Origin of the sequence: Enterobacter sp. MF024, assembly GCF_005843915.1 — a bacterium.
Classification (GTDB): domain Bacteria; phylum Pseudomonadota; class Gammaproteobacteria; order Enterobacterales; family Enterobacteriaceae; genus Enterobacter; species Enterobacter barmai.
Genome location: NZ_VCBB01000005.1, coordinates 439,764 through 465,901, shown reverse-complemented (window position 1 = coordinate 465,901; position 26,138 = coordinate 439,764). Strand labels below are relative to the sequence as shown.

Annotated in this window: 20 protein-coding genes; 12 read left to right on the top strand and 8 right to left on the bottom strand. The window is 60.0% G+C overall.

Annotation, left to right across the window (positions count from 1 at the left end; genetic code table 11):
- The first annotated feature begins 109 nt into the window (after positions 1-109).
- The 7 genes from yegD to baeR all read left to right on the top strand — a co-directional run bounded on the left by yegD (position 110) and on the right by baeR (position 12,714).
- Entirely contained in the window at positions 110-1,462 is a 1,353-nt protein-coding gene (gene yegD / locus FFB58_RS11575; RefSeq protein ID WP_138369951.1) for a molecular chaperone, read from the top strand.
- Positions 1,463-1,741: 279 nt separating this feature from the next.
- Positions 1,742-2,974, top strand: coding sequence for an MdtA/MuxA family multidrug efflux RND transporter periplasmic adaptor subunit (locus tag FFB58_RS11570; protein ID WP_138369950.1), 1,233 nt, complete (start codon positions 1,742-1,744; stop codon positions 2,972-2,974).
- On the top strand, positions 2,974-6,099 hold the full coding sequence (locus FFB58_RS11565; RefSeq protein ID WP_138369949.1) for an MdtB/MuxB family multidrug efflux RND transporter permease subunit: 3,126 nt from the start codon (positions 2,974-2,976) through the stop codon (positions 6,097-6,099). The genes FFB58_RS11570 and FFB58_RS11565 overlap by 1 nt, the downstream gene beginning before the upstream one ends.
- Positions 6,100-9,180, top strand: a complete 3,081-nt coding sequence (gene mdtC, locus FFB58_RS11560; protein WP_138369948.1) for a multidrug efflux RND transporter permease subunit MdtC — start codon at positions 6,100-6,102, stop codon at positions 9,178-9,180.
- Complete coding sequence (locus tag FFB58_RS11555; RefSeq protein WP_138369947.1) at positions 9,177-10,592, top strand: MFS transporter; 1,416 nt, start codon at positions 9,177-9,179, stop codon at positions 10,590-10,592. The genes mdtC and FFB58_RS11555 overlap by 4 nt, the downstream gene beginning before the upstream one ends.
- Positions 10,589-11,992, top strand: coding sequence for a two-component system sensor histidine kinase BaeS (gene baeS, locus FFB58_RS11550; protein ID WP_138369946.1), 1,404 nt, complete (start codon positions 10,589-10,591; stop codon positions 11,990-11,992). Before FFB58_RS11555 ends, baeS begins: the two co-directional genes overlap by 4 nt.
- Positions 11,989-12,714, top strand: coding sequence for a two-component system response regulator BaeR (gene baeR / locus FFB58_RS11545; protein ID WP_039031110.1), 726 nt, complete (start codon positions 11,989-11,991; stop codon positions 12,712-12,714). The genes baeS and baeR overlap by 4 nt, the downstream gene beginning before the upstream one ends.
- 36 nt (positions 12,715-12,750) lie before the next feature.
- Here baeR and FFB58_RS11540 read toward each other — a convergent pair whose 3' ends face one another.
- Positions 12,751-13,494, bottom strand: a complete 744-nt coding sequence (locus FFB58_RS11540) for a MerR family transcriptional regulator (RefSeq protein ID WP_138369945.1) — start codon at positions 13,492-13,494, stop codon at positions 12,751-12,753.
- Between the two features lie 108 nt (positions 13,495-13,602).
- Positions 13,603-14,829, bottom strand: a complete 1,227-nt coding sequence (locus tag FFB58_RS11535) for a diguanylate phosphodiesterase (RefSeq protein WP_138369944.1) — start codon at positions 14,827-14,829, stop codon at positions 13,603-13,605.
- 303 nt (positions 14,830-15,132) lie between these two features.
- Here FFB58_RS11535 and ycgZ point away from each other — a divergent pair, with 303 nt between their 5' ends.
- The 5 genes from ycgZ to yegS all read left to right on the top strand — a co-directional run bounded on the left by ycgZ (position 15,133) and on the right by yegS (position 19,408).
- Positions 15,133-15,372: a regulatory protein YcgZ gene (gene ycgZ / locus FFB58_RS11530; RefSeq protein ID WP_039031107.1), complete on the top strand. Its 240-nt coding sequence runs from the start codon at positions 15,133-15,135 to the stop codon at positions 15,370-15,372.
- 136 nt (positions 15,373-15,508) lie between these two features.
- Positions 15,509-15,826, top strand: a complete 318-nt coding sequence (locus FFB58_RS11525; protein ID WP_039031106.1) for a hypothetical protein — start codon at positions 15,509-15,511, stop codon at positions 15,824-15,826.
- Positions 15,827-15,864: 38 nt separating this feature from the next.
- Positions 15,865-16,143, top strand: a complete 279-nt coding sequence (locus FFB58_RS11520; protein ID WP_072036700.1) for a biofilm development regulator YmgB/AriR family protein — start codon at positions 15,865-15,867, stop codon at positions 16,141-16,143.
- Between the two features lie 173 nt (positions 16,144-16,316).
- On the top strand, positions 16,317-17,678 hold the full coding sequence (gene yegQ, locus FFB58_RS11515) for a tRNA 5-hydroxyuridine modification protein YegQ (RefSeq protein ID WP_138369943.1): 1,362 nt from the start codon (positions 16,317-16,319) through the stop codon (positions 17,676-17,678).
- An 830-nt stretch (positions 17,679-18,508) separates the two neighbouring features.
- Positions 18,509-19,408, top strand: coding sequence for a lipid kinase YegS (gene yegS / locus FFB58_RS11510; RefSeq protein ID WP_138369942.1), 900 nt, complete (start codon positions 18,509-18,511; stop codon positions 19,406-19,408).
- Positions 19,409-19,522: 114 nt separating this feature from the next.
- Here yegS and FFB58_RS11505 read toward each other — a convergent pair whose 3' ends face one another.
- The 6 genes from FFB58_RS11505 to FFB58_RS11480 are packed head-to-tail and all read right to left on the bottom strand — an operon-like array spanning position 19,523 to position 25,884.
- Positions 19,523-20,296, bottom strand: a complete 774-nt coding sequence (locus FFB58_RS11505; RefSeq protein ID WP_039031103.1) for an ABC transporter ATP-binding protein — start codon at positions 20,294-20,296, stop codon at positions 19,523-19,525.
- Positions 20,297-20,305: 9 nt separating this feature from the next.
- Complete coding sequence (locus FFB58_RS11500; protein ID WP_138370006.1) at positions 20,306-21,169, bottom strand: ABC transporter ATP-binding protein; 864 nt, start codon at positions 21,167-21,169, stop codon at positions 20,306-20,308.
- Positions 21,141-22,046, bottom strand: coding sequence for an ABC transporter permease (locus FFB58_RS11495; RefSeq protein WP_138369941.1), 906 nt, complete (start codon positions 22,044-22,046; stop codon positions 21,141-21,143). The genes FFB58_RS11500 and FFB58_RS11495 overlap by 29 nt, the downstream gene beginning before the upstream one ends.
- Complete coding sequence (locus tag FFB58_RS11490; protein ID WP_138369940.1) at positions 22,043-23,080, bottom strand: ABC transporter permease; 1,038 nt, start codon at positions 23,078-23,080, stop codon at positions 22,043-22,045. Before FFB58_RS11490 ends, FFB58_RS11495 begins: the two co-directional genes overlap by 4 nt.
- Positions 23,077-24,693, bottom strand: coding sequence for an ABC transporter substrate-binding protein (locus FFB58_RS11485; RefSeq protein WP_138369939.1), 1,617 nt, complete (start codon positions 24,691-24,693; stop codon positions 23,077-23,079). The genes FFB58_RS11490 and FFB58_RS11485 overlap by 4 nt, the downstream gene beginning before the upstream one ends.
- Positions 24,694-24,729: 36 nt before the next feature.
- On the bottom strand, positions 24,730-25,884 hold the full coding sequence (locus tag FFB58_RS11480) for a mandelate racemase family protein (RefSeq protein WP_138369938.1): 1,155 nt from the start codon (positions 25,882-25,884) through the stop codon (positions 24,730-24,732).
- Positions 25,885-26,138 lie beyond the last annotated feature (254 nt).

Genomic DNA, 26,138 nt, shown 5'->3' with positions numbered 1-26,138 from the left:
ACAGCATAAACGCAGATGGCTCCTTACGCCTTGCTTTCATATTCCTGTTGTCGCCAGCCGGACATTTCGCTAAAGTCTCGCCCCTTCTCAATGGCATGGGGACGCTGACGTGTTTATCGGATTTGACTATGGCACCGCCAACTGTTCAGTAGCGGTGATGCAAAACGGGCAGCCGCAGCTGCTGAAAATGGAAAACAACAGCACGCTGCTGCCGTCGATGCTCTGCGCGCCGACCCGCGAGGCGGTGAGCGAGTGGCTGTACCGCCACCATCAGGTTCCGGCCAACGGCACGGAAACCCAGGCGCTGCTGCGCCGGGCGGTCAGTTTTAACCGCGAAGAAGATATCGATGTGACGCCGGCCAGCGTGCAGTTTGGTCTGTCGTCGCTGGGTCACTACATTGAGGATCCGGAGGAGGTGTACTTCGTTAAGTCGCCGAAATCCTTCCTGGGTGCCAGCGGCCTGAAGCCGCAGCAGGTGGCGCTGTTTGAAGATCTGGTCTGCGCCATGATGCTGCATATTCGCCAGCAGGCCCAGACTCAGCTGACGGAGGAGATCACCCAGGCGGTGATCGGTCGCCCGATCAACTTCCAGGGGCTGGGCGGCGATGAGGCTAACCAGCAGGCGCAGGGGATTCTGGAGCGCGCCGCGCAGCGCGCGGGCTTTTGCGACGTGGTGTTCCAGTATGAGCCGGTTGCCGCCGGTCTGGATTTTGAAGCGACGCTTGAGCGCGAAAAACGGGTGCTGGTGGTGGATATCGGCGGCGGGACCACCGACTGTTCGCTGCTGCTGATGGGGCCACAGTGGCATCAGCGCCGGGATCGCGAGAGCAGCCTGCTGGGACACAGCGGCTGTCGTATCGGCGGTAACGACCTGGACATCGCCCTGGCCTTCAGAAGCCTGATGCCGCTGCTCGGCATGGGCGGGCAGACAGAAAAAGGCACCGCCCTGCCGATCCTGCCGTGGTGGAACGCCGTGGCGATCAACGATGTCCCGGCGCAAAGCGATTTCTACAGCGTTGCCAACGGGCGTTTCCTTAACGATCTGGTGCGCGACGCCCAGGACGGCGATAAGGTGGCGCTGCTGCATAAAGTGTGGCGTCAGCGTCTGAGCTACCGGGTGGTACGCAGCGCGGAAGAGAGCAAAATTGCGCTTTCAGATGCCGCAGAACACGCCGTGACCCTGCCGTTCATCAGCGATGAGCTGGCGACGGCCATCAGCCAGCAGGGGCTGGAGGCGGCGCTGGCGCAGCCGTTACAGCGCATCCTTGAGCAGGTGCAGCTGGCGCTGGATAACGGCAACGAGAAGCCGGACGTCATCTACCTGACCGGCGGCAGCGCTCGCTCACCGCTGATCAAAAAAGCGCTGGCGCAGCAGCTGCCGGGCATCCCAATTGCCGGGGGCGATGATTTTGGTTCCGTCACCGCCGGGTTAGCACGTTGGGCGCAGGTGGTATTCAGCTAAGGTGGCATTGCCGGGGGCGCTTCGCTTGCCCGGCCTACAAACCCGAATCGTGCACCGTACCTTGCCGAGGGCGCTTCGCTTGCCCGGCGTGGAAAATCTGCGCCGACACGTAGGCCGGGTAAGGCAACGCCGCCACCCGGCGTGCAGACCGCACCGCTCGCGCCCCGCGCCATTCAGACAAATCCAGACAGTCTTTCATATTTCCTCCATTTTTCCGCTCAATTGCCTCACTAAACTAGTATTATTTTCCGCACTGTTTCAGGACGAGAACATATAACGATGAAAGGCCGCAATAAATCCCGCTGGGTAATCGCCGCTGGCATCATTGTGGTGGCCCTTGCCGCCGCGTGGTACTGGCACCAAAAGAGTCCTGCACCTGCCGGTGCGTCGAGCCAGACGCAGCGCCCGGCGGGCGGTGGACGCCACGGGATGCGCAGCGGCCCGCTGGCGCCGGTACAGGCGGCGACCGCAGTCAGTAAATCCGTGCCGCGCTATCTCTCCGGCCTCGGCACCATTACCGCCGCCAACACCGTCACCGTGCGCAGCCGCGTCGACGGGCAACTGATCGCCCTGCACTTCCAGGAAGGGCAACAGGTGAAAGCCGGCGATCTGCTGGCCGAAGTCGATCCCAGCCAGTTCAAGGTTGCGCTGGCCCAGGCTCAGGGACAGCTGGCCAAAGATCAGGCCACCCTCGCCAATGCCCGCCGCGATCTGGCCCGTTTCCAGCAGCTGGTAAAAACCAACCTCGTCTCCCGTCAGGAGCTTGACGCCCAGCAGGCGCTGGTCAGCGAAAGCCTCGGCACCATCAAAGCCGATCAGGCCGCCGTCGCCAGCGCACAGCTGCAGCTCGACTGGAGCCGCATCACCGCCCCGATTGACGGGCGCGTGGGCTTAAAACAGGTGGATATTGGCAACCAGATCTCCAGCGGAGATACCACCGGGATTGTGGTGCTGACCCAGACCCACCCTATCGATTTAGTGTTTACCCTGCCGGAAAGCGATATCGCGACCGTCATCCAGGCGCAGAAAGCGGGCCAGGCCTTAACCGTTGAAGCCTGGGATCGCGCCAACAAGCAGAAGCTCAGCGACGGTACCCTGCTGAGCCTTGATAACCAGATCGACACCACCACCGGCACCATCAAGCTGAAAGCGCGCTTCAGCAATCAGGACGACGCCCTGTTCCCGAACCAGTTTGTTAACGCCCGCATGCTGGTGGCGACCGAGGAGAACGCGGTAGTGATCCCGACCGCGGCGCTGCAGATGGGTAACGAAGGCAACTTCGTCTGGGTGCTGAACAGCGACAACAAGGTCAGCAAACATCTGGTGAAACCGGGTATTCAGGACAGCCAGAACGTGGTGATTGCCGCCGGACTGTCGGCAGGCGACCGCGTGGTAACCGACGGTATTGACCGTCTGACCGAAGGGGCAAAAGTGGAAGTGGTGGAAGCCCACACCGACACCCCTGCTGAGCCTGCGAAACGCGAACATAAAAAACAGGGAGCGGACGCCTGATGCAGGTAATGCCTCCGAGCGCCACGGGCGGCCCGTCGCGCCTGTTTATCCTGCGCCCCGTCGCCACCACGCTGTTGATGGTGGCGATCCTGCTGGCGGGGATCATCGGCTACCGCTTCCTGCCGGTCTCTGCCCTGCCGGAAGTGGATTACCCCACCATTCAGGTGGTGACGCTCTACCCGGGCGCCAGCCCGGACGTGGTGACCTCGGCCATTACCGCCGCGCTGGAGCGCCAGTTCGGGCAGATGTCGGGCCTGAAGCAGATGTCCTCCCAGAGCTCCGGCGGCGCGTCGGTGGTGACACTGCAGTTCCAGCTGAGCCTCTCCCTGGACGTCGCCGAGCAGGAGGTACAGGCCGCGATCAACGCCGCCACCAACCTGCTGCCTTCCGACCTGCCTAACCCGCCGGTCTACAGCAAGGTTAACCCGGCGGATCCGCCGATCATGACCCTCGCCGTCACCTCCTCCGCCATGCCGATGACCCAGGTTGAAGACATGGTGGAAACCCGCGTGGCGCAGAAGATCTCCCAGGTCTCCGGCGTCGGGCTGGTGACCCTCTCCGGCGGCCAGCGCCCGGCGGTTCGCGTGAAGCTCAACGCCCAGGCCATTGCCTCTCTCGGGCTGACCAGCGAAACCATCCGCACCGCCATCAGCAACGCCAACGTTAACTCGGCGAAAGGCTCTCTTGATGGCCCGACCCGGGCAGTAACGCTTTCCGCCAACGATCAGATGCAGTCTGCCGATGAGTATCGCCAGCTGATTGTCGCGTACCAGAACGGCGCGCCGATCCGCCTCGGCGATGTGGCAACCGTCGAGCAAGGGGCAGAAAACAGCTGGCTGGGGGCCTGGGCTAACAAGCAGCAGGCGATCGTGATGAACGTCCAGCGTCAGCCGGGGGCGAACATCATTGATACCGCCGACAGCATCCGCACCATGCTGCCCACGCTCATCGACAGCCTGCCGAAATCGGTCAGCGTCAAGGTGCTGTCGGATCGCACCACCAACATTCGCGCCTCGGTCAGCGACACCCAGTTTGAGCTGATGCTGGCGATTGCGCTGGTGGTGATGATCATCTACCTGTTCCTGCGTAACGTCCCGGCGACCATCATCCCGGCGGTGGCAGTGCCCTTGTCGCTGGTCGGCACCTTCGCGGTAATGGTGTTTCTCGACTTCTCGATCAACAACCTGACGCTGATGGCCCTGACCATCGCCACCGGCTTCGTGGTGGATGACGCCATTGTGGTGATCGAGAACATCTCGCGCTATATCGAAAAAGGCGAAAAACCGCTGGCGGCGGCGCTGAAGGGGGCCGGTGAGATCGGCTTTACCATCATCTCCCTCACCTTCTCGCTGATTGCGGTGCTGATCCCGCTGCTGTTTATGGGTGATATCGTCGGGCGTCTGTTCCGCGAGTTTGCGGTGACCCTGGCGGTGGCGATTTTAATCTCGGCGGTGGTCTCCCTGACCCTGACGCCGATGATGTGCGCCCGGATGCTGAGCCATGAATCCCTGCGCAAGCAGAACCGTTTCTCCCGCGCCTCGGAGCGGATGTTCGAGCGGATCATCGCCGCCTACGGACGCATGCTTGCAAAAGTTCTCAACCATCCATGGGCGACCCTCGGCGTGGCGCTGGGCACTCTCGCCCTGAGCGTGCTGCTGTGGGTGATGATCCCGAAAGGCTTCTTCCCGATCCAGGATAACGGCATTATTCAGGGCACCTTGCAGGCGCCGCAGTCGGTGTCGTTTGCCAGCATGGCCCAGCGCCAGCAGGCGGTGTCCGAGGTGATCATGAAAGATCCGGCGGTAGAGAGCCTGACCGCCTTTGTCGGGGTGGATGGCACTAACCCGTCCCTGAACAGCGCCCGCCTGCAGATCAACCTCAAGCCGCTGGACGATCGCGACGACCGGGTTAACACGGTGATTGAGCGACTGCAGAGCGCCGTGGCGAAGGTGCCGGGCGTGGAGCTGTACCTGCAGCCGACCCAGGATCTGACCATCGACACCACCGTGAGCCGCACCCAGTATCAGTTTACGCTGCAGGCCACCAGCCTCGACGCCCTCAGCACCTGGGTGCCGCAGCTGGTGGACGAGCTGCAACAGCTGCCGCAGCTCTCCGACGTCAGCAGCGACTGGCAGGATAAAGGTCTGGCGGCGTACATCAACGTCGATCGTGACAGCGCCAGCCGTCTGGGGATCTCCATGGCGGATGTCGATAACGCGCTCTACAACGCCTTCGGCCAGCGTCTGATCTCCACCATCTACACCCAGGCCAACCAGTACCGGGTGGTGCTGGAGCACGACACCCGGCAGACGCCGGGGCTGGCAGGGCTGGATACCGTTCGCCTGACCAGCAGCAGCGGCGGGATTGTGCCGCTGAGCGCCATTGCCAAAGTGGAAGAGCGCTATACGCCGCTGGCGGTGAACCATCTGGATCAGTTCCCGTCTACCACCATTTCGTTTAACGTCCCGGACGACTACTCCCTGGGCGAGGCGGTGCAGGCGATTACCGATGCGGAGAAAAACCTCAGCTTCCCGACCGACATCCAGACCAAATTCCAGGGCAGTACCCTGGCGTTTCAGGCCGCGCTCGGGAGCACCATCTGGCTGATCGTCGCCGCGGTGGTGGCGATGTACATCGTGCTGGGCGTGCTGTATGAGAGCTTTATCCACCCGATCACCATTCTCTCGACCCTGCCCACCGCAGGCGTGGGGGCGCTGCTGGCGCTGATGCTGGCGGGCAGCGAACTGGATGTGATTGCCATTATCGGGATTATTCTGCTGATCGGTATCGTCAAGAAAAACGCCATCATGATGATCGACTTTGCTCTCGCCGCCGAGCGTGAGCAGGGGATGTCGCCGCGTGACGCGATTTTCCAGGCCTGTCTGCTGCGTTTCCGCCCGATCCTGATGACGACGCTTGCTGCCCTGTTAGGCGCGTTGCCGCTGATGCTCAGCACCGGCGTCGGCGCCGAACTGCGTCGTCCGTTAGGGATCGGCATGGTGGGCGGCCTGCTGGTGAGCCAGGTGTTAACCCTGTTCACCACGCCGGTGATCTATCTGCTGTTTGACCGCCTGGCCCTGTGGAGTAAAAGCCGCTTCCCGAAACGTGAAGAAGAGGAGGCGTAAGTGAAGTTTTTCGCCCTCTTCATTTACCGCCCGGTGGCGACGATTTTAATCTCGCTTGCCATTACGCTCTGCGGCGTGCTCGGCTTCCGGCTGCTGCCGGTGGCCCCGCTGCCGCAGGTGGATTTCCCGGTGATCATGATCAGCGCCTCCCTGCCGGGCGCATCGCCGGAGACCATGGCCTCGTCGGTGGCTACGCCGCTGGAGCGCTCTCTCGGGCGCATAGCCGGGGTCAACGAGATGACCTCCAGCAGCTCGCTCGGCAGTACGCGCATCATCCTTGAGTTCAACTTTAACCGCGACATCAACGGCGCGGCGCGGGACGTGCAGGCGGCCATCAACGCCGCGCAGAGCCTGCTGCCAAGCGGCATGCCGAGCCGTCCGACCTACCGCAAAGCCAACCCGTCCGATGCGCCGATCATGATCCTGACGCTCACCTCGGACACTTACTCTCAGGGGCAGCTGTACGACTTCGCCTCCACCCAGCTGGCGCAGACCATCGCCCAGATCGACGGCGTGGGCGACGTGGACGTTGGCGGCAGCTCCCTGCCCGCGGTGCGCGTGGGGCTGAACCCGCAGGCGCTGTTTAATCAGGGCGTGTCGCTGGATGACGTGCGCAGCGCCATCAGCAATGCCAACGTGCGCAGGCCGCAGGGGTCGGTGGAGGATGGCAGCCGCCGCTGGCAGATCCAGACCAACGACGAGCTAAAAACCGCGGCGGAGTACCAGCCGTTAATCATTCACTACAACAACGGCGCGGCGGTGCGCCTGAGCGACGTGGCCAGCGTCACCGACTCGGTGCAGGACGTGCGTAACGCCGGGATGACCAATGCTAAACCGGCCATTTTGCTGATGATCCGCAAGCTGCCGGAAGCCAATATCATTGAGACGGTGAACAGCATCCGCGCCCGTCTGCCGGAGTTACAGGAGACTATTCCGGCGGCCATCGATCTGCAGATTGCCCAGGATCGCTCCCCCACCATTCGCGCCTCGCTGGAGGAGGTGGAGCAGTCGCTGATCATCTCGGTAGCGCTGGTGATCCTGGTGGTGTTCCTGTTTCTGCGCTCCGGGCGCGCGACTCTGATCCCGGCTGTCGCCGTGCCGGTATCGCTGATTGGCACCTTCGCCGCCATGTACCTGTGCGGCTTTAGCCTCAACAACCTGTCGCTGATGGCCCTGACCATCGCCACCGGCTTTGTGGTAGATGACGCCATCGTGGTGCTGGAGAACATCTCGCGCCATCTCGAAGCGGGGATGAAGCCGCTGCAGGCGGCGTTACAGGGCTCACGGGAAGTGGGCTTTACGGTGCTCTCCATGAGCCTGTCGCTGGTGGCGGTGTTCCTGCCCCTGCTGCTGATGGACGGCTTGCCGGGGCGTCTGCTGCGGGAATTTGCGGTGACGCTGTCGGTGGCGATTGGCATCTCGCTGTTGGTGTCGCTGACCCTGACGCCGATGATGTGCGGCTGGATGCTCAAACGTAGTCCGCCGCAGTCGCAGCCGCGCAAAAAAGGCTTTGGCCGGATGCTGATGGCGCTGCAGGCGGGCTACGGGAAATCACTGAAATGGGTGCTGAACCACACCCGGGTCGTCGGCCTGGTGCTGGTGGGCACCATCGCTCTCAACGTCTGGATGTACATCTCCATCCCGAAAACCTTCTTCCCGGAGCAGGACACCGGGGTGCTGATGGGCGGGATCCAGGCTGACCAGAGCATCTCCTTCCAGGCGATGCGCGGCAAGCTGCAGGACTTTATGAAGATCATCCGCGAAGACCCGGCGGTGGATAACGTTACCGGCTTCACCGGCGGCTCGCGGGTAAACAGCGGGATGATGTTTATCACCCTGAAGTCCCGCGACGAGCGTAACGAAACCGCGCAGCAGGTGATCGACCGCCTGCGGGTGAAACTGTCCAAAGAGCCGGGAGCGAATATGTTCCTGGTGGCGGTGCAGGATATCCGCGTCGGCGGGCGTCAGTCTAACGCCAGCTATCAGTACACCCTGCTGTCGGACGATCTCGCCGCGCTGCGGGAGTGGGAGCCGAAGATCCGCAAGGCGCTGGCGGCATTACCGCAATTGGCGGACGTCAACTCCGACAGCCAGAACAACGGCGCGGAGATGGCCTTAACCTACGATCGTGAAACCATGTCGCGGCTGGGCATTGACGTCAGCGCCGCCAACAGCCTGCTGAATAACGCCTTCGGTCAGCGGCAGATCTCCACCATCTACCAGCCGATGAACCAGTACAAGGTGGTGATGGAGGTCGATCCGCGCTATACCCAGGACATCAGCGCGCTGGATAAGATGTTTGTGATTAATAACGACGGCAAGGCGATCCCCCTCTCCTACTTCGCCCACTGGCAGCCCGCTAACGCGCCGCTGTCGGTGAACCACCAGGGGCTGTCGGCGGCGTCGACCGTGTCGTTTAACCTGCCGACCGGCTCGTCGTTGTCGGAGGCCAGCGAGGCCATCACCCGCACCATGACCCAGCTTGGCGTACCGTCCTCGGTGCGCGGCAGCTTCGCCGGTACCGCCCAGGTGTTCCAGGAGACCATGAAATCGCAGGTGATCCTGATCCTGGCAGCCATTGCCACGGTCTATATCGTGCTCGGGGTGCTGTATGAGAGCTATATTCATCCCCTGACCATTCTCTCCACCCTGCCGTCGGCGGGGGTGGGCGCGCTGCTGGCGCTGGAGCTGTTTGGCGCGCCGTTCAGCCTGATTGCGCTGATAGGCATTATGCTGTTAATCGGCATCGTGAAGAAAAACGCCATCATGATGGTCGACTTTGCCCTCGAGGCCCAGCGCAACGGCAACATGACGCCGCAGGACGCCATTTTCCAGGCCTGCCTGCTGCGTTTTCGCCCGATCATGATGACCACCCTGGCGGCGCTGTTTGGCGCCCTGCCGCTGGTGATCTCCAGCGGTGATGGCGCGGAGCTGCGCCAGCCGCTCGGGATCACTATTGTCGGCGGGCTGGTGATGAGCCAGCTGCTGACGCTGTACACCACCCCGGTGGTCTATCTGTTCTTCGACCGCCTGCGGGTGCGTTTTTCCCGTAAACCCAACGAGACGGTACCTGGCCCATGACCGATCTTCCCGCTAACGTTCGCTGGCAGCTGTGGATTGTCGCCTTCGGCTTCTTTATGCAGTCGCTGGATACGACCATCGTCAATACCGCCCTCCCCTCCATGGCGAAAAGCCTCGGGGAGAGCCCGCTGCATATGCACATGGTGATTGTCGCCTACGTGCTGACGGTGGCGGTGATGCTGCCCGCCAGCGGCTGGCTGGCGGACAAAGTGGGGGTGCGCAATATCTTCTTTACCGCCATCGTGCTGTTTACCGCCGGATCGCTGTTCTGCGCCCGGGCAGAGACCCTGAACGAGCTGGTCATGGCCCGGGTGCTGCAGGGCGTCGGCGGGGCAATGATGGTGCCGGTGGGCAGGCTGACGGTGATGAAGATTGTGCCGCGCGAGCAGTATATGGCGGCGATGACCTTCGTCACCCTGCCCGGCCAGGTGGGGCCGCTGCTGGGCCCGGCCCTTGGCGGCGTGCTGGTGGAGTACGCCTCCTGGCACTGGATCTTCCTGATTAACCTGCCGGTGGGCATCATCGGGGCCCTCGCCACGTTGTGCCTGATGCCGAACTACAAAATGCAGACCCGGCGCTTTGACCTGGTGGGCTTTTTCCTGCTCGCGGCGGGGATGGCGACCCTGACCCTGGCGCTGGACGGGCAAAAGGGGCTCGGGATCTCCCCGCTGGCGCTGGCCGGGCTGGTGGCTATCGGGGTGGTGTCGATTCTGTGGTATCTGTGGCACGCCAGGGGCAACGACCGGGCGCTGTTCAGCCTGACGCTGTTCCAGAACACCACCTACCGCCTGGGGCTGCTCGGCAGCCTGGCAGGGCGCATCGGCAGCGGCATGCTGCCGTTTATGACCCCGGTCTTTTTGCAGATTGGCCTCGGCTTTTCGCCGTTCCACGCCGGGCTGATGATGATCCCGATGGTGCTCGGCAGCATGGGGATGAAGCGCATTGTGGTGCAGGTGGTGAACTACTTTGGCTATCGCCGGGTGCTGGTATCCGCCACGCTGGGACTGGCGCTGGTAAGCCTGCTGTTTATGGCCGTCGCGCTGCTGGGCTGGTACTACGTCCTGCCGCTGGTGCTCTTCTGCCAGGGGATGATCAACTCCATCCGCTTCTCCTCCATGAACACCCTGACGCTGAAAGATCTGCCCGATGAGCAGGCGAGCAGCGGCAACAGCCTGCTGTCGATGATCATGCAGCTGTCAATGAGCGTCGGGGTCACCATTGCCGGGCTGCTGCTGGGCATGTACGGGCAGCACCAGCTCACCGCCGACAGCACCGTCGTCCATCAGGTGTTCCTCTACACCTACCTTAGCATGGCGCTGATCATCGCCCTGCCGGCCTTTATTTTCGCCCGGGTTCCGGATGATACCAGCAAGAATGTCGTCATCAGGCGGCGCAAAAGGAGTGAACCATGAAGTTCTGGCGACCGGGCATTACCGGCAAGCTGTTTCTGGCCATTTTCGCCACCTGTATTGTCCTGCTGATCACCATGCACTGGGCGGTGCGTGTCAGCTTTGAGCGCGGCTTTATCGACTACATCAAACACGGCAACGAGCAGCGGCTGCAGGGGTTGAGCGATGCCCTCGCCGAGCAGTACGCCCTGCACGGCAACTGGCGCTTTTTACGCAATAACGACCGCTTTGTCTTTCAAATCCTGCGCTCGCTCGAGCACGACACCGACGACGATCGCCCCGGCCCCGGCATGCCGCCACACGGCTGGCGCACCCAGTTCTGGGTAATCGACCAGGATCTGCGGGTGCTGGTCGGCCCGCGCGCCCCGGTGCCGCCGGACGGCACCAGGCGGGCCATCACGGTGAACGGCAATGCCGTCGGCTGGGTGATCGCCTCCCCCGTTGAACGGCTGACGCGCAATACCGACATCAACTTTGACCGCCAGCAGCGCCAGACCAGCTGGCTGATTGTGGCCCTGTCCACCCTGCTGGCGGCGCTGGCCACCTTCCCGCTGGCGCGCGGCCTGCTGGCGCCGGTCAAGCGGCTGGTGGACGGCACCCACCGGCTGGCGGCGGGGGATTTTTCCACCCGCGTCGATACCCGCAGCCAGGACGAACTGGGCAAGCTGGCGCAGGACTTTAACCAGCTCGCCAGCACCCTTGAGAAGAATCAGCAGATGCGCCGGGACTTTATGGCCGATATCTCCCACGAGCTGCGCACCCCGCTGGCGGTGCTGCGCGGCGAGCTGGAGGCGATCCAGGACGGGGTGCGTAAGTTTACGCCGGAATCGGTGACCTCATTGCAGGCGGAAGTGGGCACTCTCACCAAGCTGGTGGACGATCTGCATCAGCTGTCGATGTCCGACGAAGGGGCGCTGGCGTACCAGAAAGCACCGGTGGATGTGATTAATATTCTGGAGATGGCCAGCGGTGTCTTCCGGGAGCGCTTTGCCAGCCGGGATCTGCGCATTGAGCTGTCGCTGCCGGAACACGCGGTGGTGTTTGGCGATCGCGACCGGCTGATGCAGCTGTTCAACAACCTGCTGGAAAACTGCCTGCGCTACACCGACGCGGGCGGCGCGCTGCGCATCTCCGGCAAATGTGAAGAGCAACGCTTCGCCCTGACCTTCGCCGACACCGCGCCCGGCGTCTCTGACGAGCAGCTCAACAAGCTGTTTGAGCGTTTTTACCGCACCGAAGGCTCCCGCAACCGCGCCAGCGGCGGCTCCGGGCTGGGGCTGGCGATCTGCGTGAACATCGTGGAAGCCCACGGCGGCACCCTCCGTGCCGCCCATTCGCCTTTTGGCGGGGTTAGCATTACAGTAGAGCTACCGCTGGAACGCGATTTATCGAGAGAAGCATGACTGAGTTACCCATTGACGAAAACACACCCCGCATCCTGATTGTGGAGGACGAGCCTAAGCTTGGGCAGTTATTAATCGACTATCTGCGGGCGGCGAGCTATGCCCCGTCGCTTATCAGCCATGGCGATCAGGTGCTCTCTTACGTGCGCCAGACCCCGCCGGATCTGATCCTGCTCGACCTGATGCTGCCTGGCACCGACGGCCTGACCCTGTGCCGGGAGATCCGCCGCTTCTCCGAGGTGCCGATTGTGATGGTGACCGCCAAAATCGAAGAGATCGACCGCCTGCTGGGGCTGGAGATCGGCGCCGATGATTACATCTGCAAACCCTACAGCCCGCGCGAAGTGGTGGCCCGGGTGAAGACCATTCTGCGCCGCTGCAAGCCGCACCGTGAGCTACAGGCGCTGGATGCGGAAAGTCCGCTTATTATCGACGAAGGCCGTTTCCAGGCGAGCTGGCGCAGCAAGCTGCTGGACCTGACGCCGGCGGAATTCCGCCTGCTGAAAACCTTGTCCAGCGAGCCGGGGAAAGTGTTCTCCCGCGAGCAGCTGCTGAACCATCTGTATGATGATTACCGGGTGGTGACGGATCGCACCATCGACAGCCATATCAAAAATCTGCGCCGCAAGCTGGAAGCGCTGGATGCCGAGCAGTCGTTTATTCGCGCGGTATACGGTGTGGGGTATCGCTGGGAAGCGGATGCCTGCCGGATCGGCGGGTGAAGGAAGAAAAATTACCCGCTGCGGCGGGTAATGGCATCAGAGGACGTCAGCCGCCCCGTGCGCCGTAATGACATAACCCTGCTTTTGCCAGTGCTCCAGCTGCTGGCGCTGTTCATCCGACAGGGTTTTACCTGCCCAGACGAGAATATGCTGGCCCGGGAAGAACTCCGGATGGGGTAACTCCAGCGGTTCAGCAAAAACGTTGATGCGCCACCCCCGGTGCGACAGACGCCACGCCTCCATCCACAGGCGGGTACGATCCTCAACCCCCCAGCCAATGAGCAACGCATCCCTGCCCGCTTTGGTACGCGAATCGGTCAGGCTGGTGATCGCCTGTTCGATCAGAATGCCGTCCAGCATGCTGCCCATAATGCGCGCGGTAGCGTGGTCAAGGCTTAAGGTCTCCCGCACGGGAATAAACACGTTGTCGATCAGGACGTCCACAGGATGGTGCTGACAGAAAATCGCGATCTGCGCCCGCGATTTAGCCGGGTTCACCTGGCGCAGCGTGCCCATCATCTCTTCCTGCAGCACACCCCAGTTCCCTGGCTCAGGGGCTTTGTCCCCATCCAGCAGGGCTTTTACCTTACCCACCGGTACGCCACGCTCAATCCAGCGCTTGATCTCTTCAATGCGCTGTAGATCGTCGTCATCAAATTGCCGATGTCCGCCTTCACTACGCTGCGGCTTTAGCAGGCCATACCGGCGCTGCCACGCACGCAGAGTGACGGGGTTGATGCCGCAACGTTCTGCCACATCGCCAATACTGTAAAAGGCCATCAATTCCTCATGGCTGATCAATATATTCATCGTTCAAGGTAACGAATCTCACCGGGCTGTACAACTCGTTATATTGTACAACAGAATTGTATCACTGCCCGGTGAAGGTTAAAGAAGAACCTCCTCGCGCGGCTCAGGCCACGAAACTGGCGGGATCCCGGCCAGTTCAGGGTGGGCAAACAGGTGCCCCTGGAACTGAGAAACGCCTGCAGATTCGAGCCACATCCACTCTTCCGGCTGCTCGATACCCACTGCGGAGATCAGAATTTCTAAAGCTGTACAACATTTTATGATCGCGAGCACAATCGCCTGCCGCGGTCCGCTCTTGTGAACGTCGCGAATCAGATCGCGATTAATCTTAATTCTGTCTGGCTGGAACTGCGCCAGCAACAGCAGACCGGCAAAACCACCGCCAAAGTGGTCAATCGCCACGCCAATACCTGCGGCTTTTAACTCGCGTACCGCACCGGTGAATTCATCCAGACGGGAGATCACTTCGTGCTCGGTAAACTCCACCACAATCTGCTCTGCCACCAGTCCGTTGGCCTCTATCTCACGAATCAGATAGTCGACCGCGTTGGGAATATTGACCAGCGTCATCGGTAAAAGGTTCACTGACAGGCTCTGTTCACCCAGCCCCAACTCCTTTGCCATCGCAAAGGCAACGCTCTTGCTTTTAAGGTCGGCTTCATAAACGGCATCCCCTTCCAGCTCCTCAAACCAGCGCTGGGCAGGCTCCCCTTCCGGGGTGCGGATCAGGGCTTCGAGAGAGACAACTTCGCGGGCCAGCGGGTCGATAATCGGCTGGAACGCGAAGCTGCACGACTCGCTGTAACGCCCCGGCAGGGTGCGTACGCTGGGATCGTCGCTGTCAGGAACAAATACCCAGTGGTCCCCTGACGGCAGCTCAAAGTAGTTCTCTTTTTCACTCTCCTCGACGAAGGTTCTGAAGAAGTGCAGCGCCCTGTCGTTATAAAACATCTGGTACTTTGTGGTGCCCTTGTCCAGCACGTTTTGCAGTACTTCGTGACGGTCATAGTGGCGTAAATCAAACAGTTCCATGCCGTACTTGCCGAAGCGCCGGGCGCGGGAATAATCGCACAACAGTTCCACCACGTTGTGGTGACGCGGGTCTTCACAGATCGCGCGGTAAATGGCTCTTACATTCTCCTCAGGTCCTTCGAGCAGCTGAAAAAAGAGCTTGCCAGTAAACAGAAGAATGCCGCTAACCCCGGCTTCTTTGTTTTTTTCATTTGCTGCAACAACCATGTCTTCCAGCACGGTAACCGGTACGTCGTCACGAAAATGACTACGGTAAATGATGGTAGTGAGCATAGGGTTTCCAATAGAGGAGGTGAATGAAAGTCCACAGTATCAGATGGTTCGCTTAACTTCTTATAAGCTTCCCCGGACGAAGTAAATTCCGTCACCTGTACCCGCCATAACGACAAAAATCGTCGACAATGTACAATCTTTTTAGCTTGTTTTACAAATTTTATCTATTTTAACTTACTGAATAATATGGGTTAGCACGTAATGGTAAAAATATATTTGTTAACTTGTACAATTGGTGTGTACAGTATTTACAAGTTAACAAGATATTAACCTTCTAAATACAGCGGATTTCAGGAGTGACATATGCGCGAGAACGGGTACTCACCGAACACAGCCAATGCCATTGCCCAGTACTTTAACAAAGCAAACCAACCCTCCCAGCAGGAGACGCTAGGTCAAATTGTGGTTGAAATTCTACGGGAAGGAAAAATCCTCAATCGAAAAGCCATTTGTACCCGTCTGCTTTACCGGATGGACCAGGCTTCGGATCGGGAAGAGGAGAGCCGTTATCAGACGCTGGTTGGCCTGCTGTTTGATCGATAAACGATACGCCACAGCATATGATTACCTTGTTTTTTGAGTCAGTTTTTTCTTTGCGACAGATTTTTTATACTGTCACGACAGACTGACTTTATGCCGCATCTCTTCTGCAGGAAGATGCGGCGACAGAGACGTAGTTATGAACAGAAGTGACCATGAACGATTAACTGACGAACTTATTGGCGAAGCTACTCTTTCTTTGCTCAAAGATAACGGCCCCATAAGCATGAAGCTGTTGCTGGAGAGGCTGCAACAGATGTTATCGATTGAGCGGGACGGGCAGCGGCGGAACGTGCTATCCCAAATTATTCTGGAAATTTCCAACGATGGTAAGGGTGGCGCCCGGCGTAATACCAAAAGTGAGCAGCAGGAGTGGGACACGGATGGTCGACACAGCAGCAGCAATGTGTATCCCCTGTTTGGCAATAGCCCGCAAGCCAACAGGAATAAGCATTAACTGCACCATTAACTTATTAACTGAACCGGTGTGACACTATGAGCCAGGCTATGCTCCAGAAAAATGACTTTTACGATGAACTGCCCAATGCTGCATTGTCCAACTACTTTCGTAGTGCCGGTGGTTTGCTGGCCGAAGAGTGGGCGCTGCTTCAAACTGTGACAGGCGCCATTCTGGATGCGAAGGAACCGCTGACTAATAAAGCGATTATTTTACGTTTGATCCATGAGATCGAGTCTACGCGCGACGTTGTCCGCGCCGATATCATTCGTAAGACCCTGGAAATTATTGTCGATCATACCCAGGACGACCTCTGATTGCCCCACCCCTGAGCTAAACGCCGACGGTACTGTCCTGCCGTCGGCCTTTACTCACTCAATGGTTTACCTCCCCTTCCCGCAGCGCTACAATGCCCGCCCTTAATGTATGGGATCTCCTCCCGGCGCCCACCCGTGTGCGCATCTGACCTGTCATCAGAACGAGAACGAACATGTTTAAACCGGAACTCCTCTCCCCGGCGGGAACGCTGAAAAATATGCGTTACGCTTTCGCCTACGGCGCCGATGCCGTTTATGCGGGCCAGCCGCGCTACTCCCTGCGCGTGCGTAATAACGAATTCAACCACGAGAATCTGCAGCTCGGCATCAACGAAGCCCACGCGCAGGGTAAAAAATTCTACGTGGTGGTGAATATCGCCCCGCATAACGCCAAGCTGAAAACCTTTATCCGCGACCTGAAACCAGTGGTAGAGATGGGCCCTGACGCGCTGATTATGTCGGACCCGGGTTTGATCATGCTGGTGCGGGAGCATTTCCCGGAGATGGACATTCACCTCTCGGTGCAGGCTAATGCCGTGAACTGGGCGACGGTAAAATTCTGGAAACAGATGGGGCTGACCCGGGTGATTCTGTCCCGCGAACTGTCACTGGAAGAGATCGAAGAGATCCGCACCCAGGTGCCGGACATGGAGCTGGAAATTTTCGTCCACGGCGCACTGTGCATGGCCTACTCCGGGCGCTGCCTGCTCTCCGGCTACATCAACAAGCGTGACCCGAACCAGGGTACCTGCACCAACGCCTGCCGCTGGGAATATAACGTCCAGGAAGGCAAGCAGGATGAGGTGGGCAATATCGTGCACAAGCACGAGCCTATTCCGGTGCAGAACATTGAGCCGACGCTGGGCATCGGGGCGCCTACCGACAGCGTGTTTATGATTGAAGAGGCCCAGCGCCCGGGTGAATACATGACCGCGTTCGAAGACGAGCACGGCACCTACATCATGAACTCCAAAGATCTGCGCGCCATCGCCCACGTAGAGCGCCTGACCCAGATGGGCGTGCACTCCCTGAAGATCGAAGGCCGCACCAAGTCCTACTACTATTGCGCGCGTACCGCCCAGGTCTATCGCCAGGCGATTGACGACGCGGCGGCGGGCAAACCTTTCGACAGCACCCTGCTGCAAACTCTGGAAGGGCTGGCGCACCGCGGCTACACCGAGGGCTTCCTGCGTCGCCACACCCATGACGACTACCAGAACTACGAATACGGCCACTCCGTTTCCGATCGCCAGCAGTTTGTCGGCGAGTTCACCGGCGAGCGCAAGGGCAACCTCGCGGCGGTGGCGGTTAAAAACAAGTTTCTCGTGGGCAACAGCCTGGAGTTGATGACCCCACAGGGCAACATCAACTTTACTCTGGAGCATATGGTGAACGGCAAAGGCGAGTCGGTCTCCGTCGCGCCGGGCGACGGTCATATCGTCTGGCTGCCGGTACCGGAAGAGATCAACCTGGAATATGCGCTGCTGATGCGTAACTTTGACGGCGAAAACACCCAGGCGCCGCACGCTAAGTAGTGAAAAGGGGTTATTTTTTGGTATGAGATGATTCTTAGAATTCGATCACATACCGCTGCGTTTGATGCGGGTATTATTGCAGGCGCTGAAAAACATAACCCATAAATGCTAGCTGTACCAGGAACCACCTCCTTAGCCTGAGTAATCTCCCTTACGCAGGCTAATTTTTTTGTCTGAAATTCCCCCTCTCCTCTCTTTCTGCGCATCTGAAGTACTATTGCCCCCCCCTTAACGTAAATTTGTTTCTATTTACGACGAGAAGCCCCTTTAATTATCAATTTATTAAAGGCAGGGTATTCATACACATATCAGATGCTATTCTTCTTACGAATGAAATTTCACTTAAGGAGAAGGAGGAGATATATGTACTGGGTGGTTGAAAACAGGATGGTTTGCCCTCGTACTGGAACAATTTTTATACACGTACTCACCGTTAAAAATCTCAGGCTGATAATCTGGTATAAAGGAGATTACTTTATCAGCACCGGATCGGTTCTTGTCACCAGCCCCTTCGGAATTGCTATAGATGGCAAAATCAGAGCGTTACACATCCTTCGAACATTCCCGTATACATCAAAACTTTGGTCATCATTTGTTGAAAGCTCAGGCTGCCCCGGCAACGAGGGTGGGCTGATTATCCGCTGTCCATATCGCCAGCACTGTATGTTCGCGTTATGTCCTTATGGCGCACTACCGACCTAAACCGTCTGGACCGAGTGGCGTAAACCCGAGCTCGCCACTCATTTAATTTCTCGCCTTTCATCCTCTTCTTACCCGCTTTTTCCCGCGCTGCGATACACTTCTTGAAGATCAGCACAGGAGCAACGTGGATGGCGACCTATCCGGCAAGTTTATTAATTCTCAATGGTAAAAGCGCGGGCAACGATCTGTTGCGCGAGGCGGTGACACTGTTACGCGACGAAGGCGTTCATATCCACGTGCGCGTGACCTGGGAAAAAGGCGACGCGGCGCGCTATATCGACGAAGCCCGCACCCTCGGCGTCGAGACGGTGATTGCAGGCGGCGGCGATGGCACCATCAACGAGGTAGCGACCGCATTGATTAATCTGCAGGGCGACCACCGTCCTGCGCTGGGCATTCTGCCGCTCGGCACCGCCAACGATTTTGCCACCAGCGCCGGGATCCCGGAGGCGCTCGATAAGGCTCTACAGTTGGCGATTGCCGGTAAAGCCACGGCGGTGGATATTGCCCGGGTGAACGATGAAACCTGCTTTATTAATATGGCGACCGGCGGGTTTGGCACCCGCATTACCAGTGAAACGCCTGAAAAGCTGAAAGCGGCGCTGGGCGGCGTTTCGTACCTGATTCACGGCCTGTCTCGACTGGATACCCTGAAACCGGATCTGTGTGAAATCCGCGGCGAGAACTTCCACTGGCAGGGTAACGCGCTGGTGATTGGTATCGGCAATGGCCGTCAGGCGGGCGGCGGGCAGCAGTTGTGCCCGGACGCGCTGATCAACGACGGGCTGCTCGGGGTACGTATCATTACCGGCGATGAACTGCTCCCGGCGCTGTTCACCACCCTGACCAAAGCGGAGGACAGCCCGCATCTGGTGGATGGACAGTCGGCGTGGTTTGAAATCCAGGCTCCGCACGGGATGACCTTTAATCTCGATGGCGAACCGCTGAGCGGCGACCGTTTCCGCATCGCGCTCCTGCCAGGGGCGATCCAGTGCCGGCTGCCGCCGGATTGTCCGCTTCTGCGCTGATAAGTGCGGCCTGATGCCCTCACCCCGACCCTCTCCCACCGGGAGAGGGTGCTAACACTAAAAACGGTAACATGCGTTACCGTTTTGCTTTTACCTCCGCCGCCGGGCAAAAAACTAATATACCGCCACCTCCCTCGCCATCTCGCGGGAATACTGCTGGCTGGCGTTGACCAGCATCCGGGTGTAATCGGTTCTGGCCTGCCCTGCCACCAGATCGTCCACCGTCAGGGTTTCGAGGATCTTGCCGTACTGCATCACCGCCACCTTCTGGCACAGATGGGCAATCACCCCGAGATCGTGGGTCACCATCAGATAGGTGAGTTTCGACTCGCGCTGCAGCTCCGCCAGCAGGTTTAAGATCTCCGCCTGTACCGACACATCCAGCGCCGAGGTGGGTTCATCGAGCAGCAGCACCTGCGGCTCCAGGATCAGCGCCCGGGCAATCGCCACGCGCTGGCGCTGGCCGCCGGAAAGCTGATGCGGATAGCGATCGCGGAAGGCACGATTGAGGCCCACCTTATCCAGCAGGGCGTGAATGCGCCGATCCCGGTCGTTGATGCCGTGAATTTGCAGCGGCTCTTCCAGAATATCGCCGATGGTGTGCCGGGGGTGCAGCGAACCGTAGGGGTCCTGAAACACCATCTGCACCAGACGGCAGCGCTGGGGGCTGATGCGCCGCTCCAGCGGCTGGCCGTTAATCGCCAGCGCCCCTTCCCAGTGGGTGAACAGCCCCGCCAGGCATTTCAGCACCGTGGTTTTACCGGAACCCGACTCCCCCACCAGGCCGTAAATCTCCCCCGGCTGGACGTTGATATTGACGTCGTACAGAACCTGGCTGCGTTTTTCCCCTTCACCGAAGGCCAGATTCAGGTTTTTTACCTCGATCATCGTTGCTCCTTATTCGGTCAGCCAGCTGGCCTGACGCTGCAGTACCGGCAGCACCGGGCGGCGGCGGTTCATCTCTGGCAGGGCGTTAATCAGCCCCTGCGTATAGGGGTGCTGCGCATTGTGCAGATCGCAGGCGGCGATGGACTCCACCACCCGCCCGGCGTACATCACCAGCACCCGGTCGCAGAAGCTGCGCACCAGGTTGATGTCGTGGCTGATAAAAATCAGCCCCAGCCCGCGGGACTGGACCAGGTCGTCCAGCAATCCCAGCACCTGCAGCCGCACCGAGACGTCCAGCGCCGAGGTAGGCTCATCGGCGATCACCAGCTCCGGGTCGGTGATCAGCATCATGGCGATCATGATGCGCTGCCCCTGCCCGCCGGAGATCTCGTGCGGGTAAAGGTGATAAACCCGATCCGGCTGGCGAATGCGCACCACGTCCAGCATCTCCAGCACTTTGGCTTTGGCCTCCGCCTTGCGCCCCGGATGGTGGGTCAGCCAGGCTTCGGCGATCTGATCCCCGACGCACACCACCGGGTTAAGGGAGTATTTCGGATCCTGCATGATCATCGAGATGCGCTTGCCGCGAATGCCGCGCATCTGCGCCTCGCTGACGGTGCGTAAATCGACGTCGCCAAACTGCATCCGCGTGGCGGCGATCTGCGCCTTCGCCGGATGCAGACGCAGCAGCGCCCGCCCGACGGTGGATTTACCGGAGCCCGACTCGCCGACTATCGCCAGCTTCTCGCGGCCCAGCTGAAAGGAGACGCCGCGCACCGCGTTGGTGACCGCGCGTCCGTTGATAAAGTCGACGTGCAGATCGCGCACGTCGAGCAGCGGCACATCAGTTGCTGCGAGGATCGAGGATGTCACGTAAGCCATCTCCTAAGAAGTTGAACGCCAGGCTGTTAATCAGGATCGCCAGCCCCGGAATAGTCACTACCCACCAGCACTCCATCATGTAGGTGCGGCCGCTGGAGATCATCGCCCCCCACTCCGGCTCCGGCGGCTGTGCGCCAAGGCCGAGGAAGCCAAGCCCGGCGGCGGTCAGGATGATCCCCGCCATGTTCATGGTGATACGAATGATCACCGACGGCAGGCACAGCGGCACGATGTGACGCCACAGCACCCGTACCGGAGATGCCCCCTGCAGACGCACGGCGGAGATAAAATCGACCTGGCGCAGGGAGAGGGTTTCGGCACGCGCCAGACGGGCAATCGGCGGCCAGGCGGTGATCGTAATGGCGATCACCACATGTTCCAGCCCCGGGCCGAGCGCTGCGACAAACGCCAGCGCCAGCACCAGGCTCGGGAAGGAGATAAAGATATCGGTGACGCGCATCAGGACCGCATCCACCTTGCCGCCAAAGTACCCGGCGGTGACGCCCAGCAGCAGCCCCAGCGGGCCGACGGTAACCGACACCAGCAGCACGATATAGAGCGTGATGCGCGAGCCGTACACCAGGCGGCTGAAGATATCCCGGCCAAACTCGTCGGTGCCGAACCAGTGCTGCGCGTTCGGCGCCACCAGGGCGTTATTCAGATCCTGCACCAGCGGGTTGTAGGGGGCGATCCAGGGCGCGAAGGCCGCGACGATCAACAGCAGCAGGATGATGCCGCCGCCGATAGCCGTCAGGGGGTTACGCGCCATCTGCCCGGCAAAGCCGAAGCCGCGGCGGGCCATGCGCGCCAGGCGCTGGCGTCCTTCGCTGCGAACGCCTTGCAGCGGTGTATCCAGAGAAACGGTCATGATTTCGTCCTCGGGTCGAAGAGTTGATACAGCATGTCGGAGAGCAGGTTGAGCATCACGAAGATCATCCCCACCAGCAGGACGCAGCCCATCACCGCGTTCATATCGCCCAGCAGCAGGCTGCCGGTAAGATAGGAGCCAAAGCCCGGCCAGGAGAAGACGGTTTCAATCAGCACCGCCCCTTCCAGCAGCGAGCCGTAGGCCAGGGCCACCACCGTCAGCAGCTGCACGAGGATGTTGCGAAACGCGTGGTTCCAGATCACCTGACGCTCGGTTAAGCCTTTCACCCGGGCGGTGATGATGAACTCCTGGGACAGCTGGGCCAGCATAAAGCTGCGGGTCATACGGCTGATGTAGGCCAGGGAGTGGAAGCCCAGCAGCGAGGCGGGCAGCACCAGGTGGTTAATGGCGTTCCAGAACACCGCGCTATTGCCTGCCAGCAGGGCATCGACGGTCATCAGCCCGGTGCGGCGCGGCACAATGCCATCCAGCCCTAAATCCAGCCGTCCGGCACCGCCCACCCAGCCGAGCCAGGCGTAGAACAGCAACAGCCCCATCATCCCTACCCAGAAGATCGGCGTGGAGTAACCGGCGAGGCTGATGATGCGCACCACGTAATCCGAGACGCTGTTACGACGCGCCGCCGCCAGCACCCCCAGCGGGACCCCTAAACCGGCCCCGACGATAATCGCCATGGTGGCCAGCTCAAGGGTCGCCGGGAAGACGCGCAGAATGTCGTCCAGCACCGGTTTGCCGGTCAGCAGGGCGTTGCCAAAATCGCCGTGCAGCAGGTTGTTGAGGTAGATCCCAAACTGGGTCAGGAGGGATTTATCAAAACCGAGCTGCTGGTAGACCTGCTGATAGGTGCTCTGGTCGGCATCCGGGCCAACAATCGCCAGCACCGGATCCACCGGCATCACGCGGCCAATGAAAAAGGTCAGCACCAGCAGGCCGAACAGCGTCACTAGCACCTGGGTTAAGCGCTTTGAAAAACGCCGGGTGCGGGAGCCTGGGGCGAGTATCGCTACACTCATTTTTCACCTCCGGTTTTGTACACTTCCCGCAGGAAGGTGGTGGCGGACGGATGCGACTGGAAGTTTTTTACCTCGTTACGCACCACCACCGAATCAACCATCTGCGACAGCGGGATCAGCGCCGGGATCAGCTGGTCATAGCGCACCTGAATCTGCTGGTAGTCGGCGATTTGCTTTTGCGGATCGCGCTCCAGCAGGGCCTTGTCGATCATCTCGTTCAGCGGTTTGTCGTAGAAACTGGTACGCCAGCCCTGGAAGTTGGTCAGCCGGGCCTCGTCGCTGTTGTCCGGGTTGTAGACCAGCGCCCGCAGGCTGGAGTGCGGATGCGGCTCCACGCCGCTGCCGCCGCGCCCGACCAGCATGTCGAACTTACGCTCGCGCATCGCGCCGTAGATCTGGTTCCCGGTGCCGGTGATGATTTTGGCGTTGATCCCCGCCTGCATCAGGGTGGACTGCACGGCGATGGCGATATTGAGGAACGGCTGATCCGCCAGCACCCGCAGGGTAGTGTCGAAGCCTTCCGGGTAGCCCGCTTCCGCCAGCAGCTTTTTGGCGCGCGGGATATCGAGTTTGTAGCCCGGGTCCGGCAGCGTGGAGGGCATCCCCGCCTTGATCGGCCGCTGGTGCAGCACGCCGTAGCCCGGCATCAGCGCCTTGTTGATCCCCTGATAGTCGATGAGATAGCGCACCGCTTCGCGCACCTTCGGATTGGCGAAGTGCGCCTCCTTCATGCTCATCGCCACGTAGTAGACCGTGCCCTTCTGCACGGCTTCCACCGTCAGCTGCGGATCCTTACGCAGGGCGTTAATGTCGGCCACCGCCATATTGCTGGCGATATCCAGATCGCCCTTCTCCACCATCAGGCGCAGGGTCTGCGACTCCTGGAAGTGGCGCAGCACCACGCGGTTCATCTTCGGTTCTTCGCGCCAGTATTTCGGGTTCCGCTTCATGCGCAGCACGTCTTTTGCCTGCCAGGTCTCCAGCATAAACGGCCCGGAACCGGCTTCGTTGGTGGTCAGCCAGCGGTTGCCCCAGTCGCTGTTGACCTCGTGGCTGAGCACCGTTTTGCGATCCAGTACGCCAAGATTGCCCAGCGCGCCGAGGGAGTAGATCACCAGCTGCGGATCGTTGGCCTTCGGCAGGGTGAGCTGCACGGTGTAGTCATCCAGGGCTTTCACCTGCTGGTCGATGTTCTTCTTTGAAAACCCGTAAGATTTCCACACCGAGGCCTGGGCGAGGTTCAGATGCAGCAGGCGACGCATGGACCACACCACGTCTTCGGCGGTAAGCGGGTTGCCGGAGTGGAAGGTCACGTTATCGCGCAGGTGGAAGGTCAGGGTTTTGCCGTCCGGCGAGATGTCCCAGGATTTCGCCAGCGCCGGTTTGACGTTAGTGAGGGTATTAGGATCGAGCTCCACCAGCGAATCGTAGAGATTGACCACAATGCCGACCACCTCGTTGCCGGTCATCGCGGCCGGATCGAGGGTCAGCAGGTTGTTCATGTTCATACCGATGATGAGCTGATCGGGCGGCGTTTTTGCATACGCCGCGCCGCTCCCCATCATCAGCGAGAGCGCGAGTAAACACGCCCCGGTGAGGGAGTTTTTCTTCATCTGTGTATACCGTTTGTAGGGTAGAAGTTTTATTTATCAGTCGTGGCTGAGGGTATTGGCTTCGATATACGCAAAATTAATGTCTTCGCCCAGTCCCGGGCGATCCGGCAGGCTGACCATGCCGTTTTCATCCATCGGATCGATGAGGCTGTGCAGATATGCCGCGGGCTCGTCGTAGTCGAGGAACGGATGCAGCAGACCGCGTTCGTACCAGCGGCAGTTTTTAATAGCGCCGATCACCGCCAGGCTGGCCGCGCCGTTGCCGTGCACTTCGCAGTCCATGCCGAACGACTCGGCGAGGTTGGCTACCTTCAGGGTTGGCGAGATGCCGCCTACGCCATTGGCGCCCGCACGCAGGATGTCGCACGCTCCGGCTCTTACCCAGTCGGCGCGGCTGTGGTGCTTGCCGCCCAGGCTCTCCGGCCCGACGATGGGAATGGAGAGGTTTTCAGCCAGCCAGGCGTAGGAGGCCATGCTCTCCTCTTCCATCGGCTCTTCAAACCAGGCGAAGTTGAGTTTTTCCAGCTCTTTACCGATCCACAGTGCTTCCGCACGGCTGTACCAGTGATAGCCGTCGATCATCAGGTCGATATCCGGCCCGACCGCCTCACGCACCGCAGCGCAGGCTTTGATATCCATCTTCGGGTTCGGCGCGAAGGAGACCGGCGGCATCCAGGTGTGGAGCTTGATGGCCTTGTAGCCGCGGGCGACCAGGGTTTCAGCGAAGCTGGCGTACTCTTCCGGGGTAGAGAGTCCGCCCGGCAGGTCGTCGCCGCACATGGTGCTGCCGTAGGCAGGCACTTTGTCGCGGTAGCCGCCCAGCAGCTTCCAGACCGGCATATTGAGCTTGCGGCCAATCAGATCCCAAAGCGCCTGCTCAACGAAGCCCAGCGCGCGTTCGGTCAGCTGATGGGCGCTGCCGCGCTGCCAGTGGGCCAGCTCTTGCCAGATCTTTTCGCGGTTAAAGGCGTCCTGGCCGATCAGCACCTTACGGAAGAAGGTGTTGACCACAAAAGGGCGCACCACTTCCGGCGGTGCAAAAGAGTACCCTTTGGTGCCATCGTCTGCGGTAATGGTCAGCATCGCCATTTTCGCAAGGCTTTCCGGCCCCGGATGAGAGTGCCCGGCGCTGTCGGAAACCCGGCGGGTGGGATACTGAAAGACGGTGACGTTTACGGATTCGATTTTCATTTTTTGTCCTTAAAACTGCGTAGGTTCAGCGTGTTCTTTCATTTTGAAAAGCTGTTTCGAATCTAACTTTAAGCGCAAAATTCACCCACTGCCTTAGACAAATTCCGCTAAGCGTCGACCGTTTTTTGTGCATCTGCACGGGGGGGAGTGATACTTTTCACAAAAGAGAGGGGAAATGTGAGGTGGATCGGGATGGATGTTTGAATGAAATGAAATGGGGTTTCGATCATGTCCGGAGGGGGACAAATCCCCTC

Bases quoted from the DNA above. Each gene is read 5' to 3' on its own strand.
- FFB58_RS11570 (WP_138369950.1), top strand. From the start codon at position 1,742: ATGAAAGGCCGCAATAAATCCCGCTGGGTAATCGCCGCTGGCATCATT.
- FFB58_RS11565 (WP_138369949.1), top strand. From the start codon at position 2,974: ATGCAGGTAATGCCTCCGAGCGCCACGGGCGGCCCGTCGCGCCTGTTT.
- FFB58_RS11555 (WP_138369947.1), top strand. From the start codon at position 9,177: ATGACCGATCTTCCCGCTAACGTTCGCTGGCAGCTGTGGATTGTCGCC.
- baeS (WP_138369946.1), top strand. From the start codon at position 10,589: ATGAAGTTCTGGCGACCGGGCATTACCGGCAAGCTGTTTCTGGCCATT.
- baeR (WP_039031110.1), top strand. From the start codon at position 11,989: ATGACTGAGTTACCCATTGACGAAAACACACCCCGCATCCTGATTGTG.
- FFB58_RS11540 (WP_138369945.1), bottom strand. From the start codon at position 13,494: ATGGCCTTTTACAGTATTGGCGATGTGGCAGAACGTTGCGGCATCAAC.
- FFB58_RS11535 (WP_138369944.1), bottom strand. From the start codon at position 14,829: ATGCTCACTACCATCATTTACCGTAGTCATTTTCGTGACGACGTACCG.
- ycgZ (WP_039031107.1), top strand. From the start codon at position 15,133: ATGCGCGAGAACGGGTACTCACCGAACACAGCCAATGCCATTGCCCAG.
- FFB58_RS11525 (WP_039031106.1), top strand. From the start codon at position 15,509: ATGAACAGAAGTGACCATGAACGATTAACTGACGAACTTATTGGCGAA.
- FFB58_RS11520 (WP_072036700.1), top strand. From the start codon at position 15,865: ATGAGCCAGGCTATGCTCCAGAAAAATGACTTTTACGATGAACTGCCC.
- yegQ (WP_138369943.1), top strand. From the start codon at position 16,317: ATGTTTAAACCGGAACTCCTCTCCCCGGCGGGAACGCTGAAAAATATG.
- yegS (WP_138369942.1), top strand. From the start codon at position 18,509: ATGGCGACCTATCCGGCAAGTTTATTAATTCTCAATGGTAAAAGCGCG.
- FFB58_RS11505 (WP_039031103.1), bottom strand. From the start codon at position 20,296: ATGATCGAGGTAAAAAACCTGAATCTGGCCTTCGGTGAAGGGGAAAAA.
- FFB58_RS11495 (WP_138369941.1), bottom strand. From the start codon at position 22,046: ATGACCGTTTCTCTGGATACACCGCTGCAAGGCGTTCGCAGCGAAGGA.
- FFB58_RS11490 (WP_138369940.1), bottom strand. From the start codon at position 23,080: ATGAGTGTAGCGATACTCGCCCCAGGCTCCCGCACCCGGCGTTTTTCA.
- FFB58_RS11485 (WP_138369939.1), bottom strand. From the start codon at position 24,693: ATGAAGAAAAACTCCCTCACCGGGGCGTGTTTACTCGCGCTCTCGCTG.
- FFB58_RS11480 (WP_138369938.1), bottom strand. From the start codon at position 25,884: ATGAAAATCGAATCCGTAAACGTCACCGTCTTTCAGTATCCCACCCGC.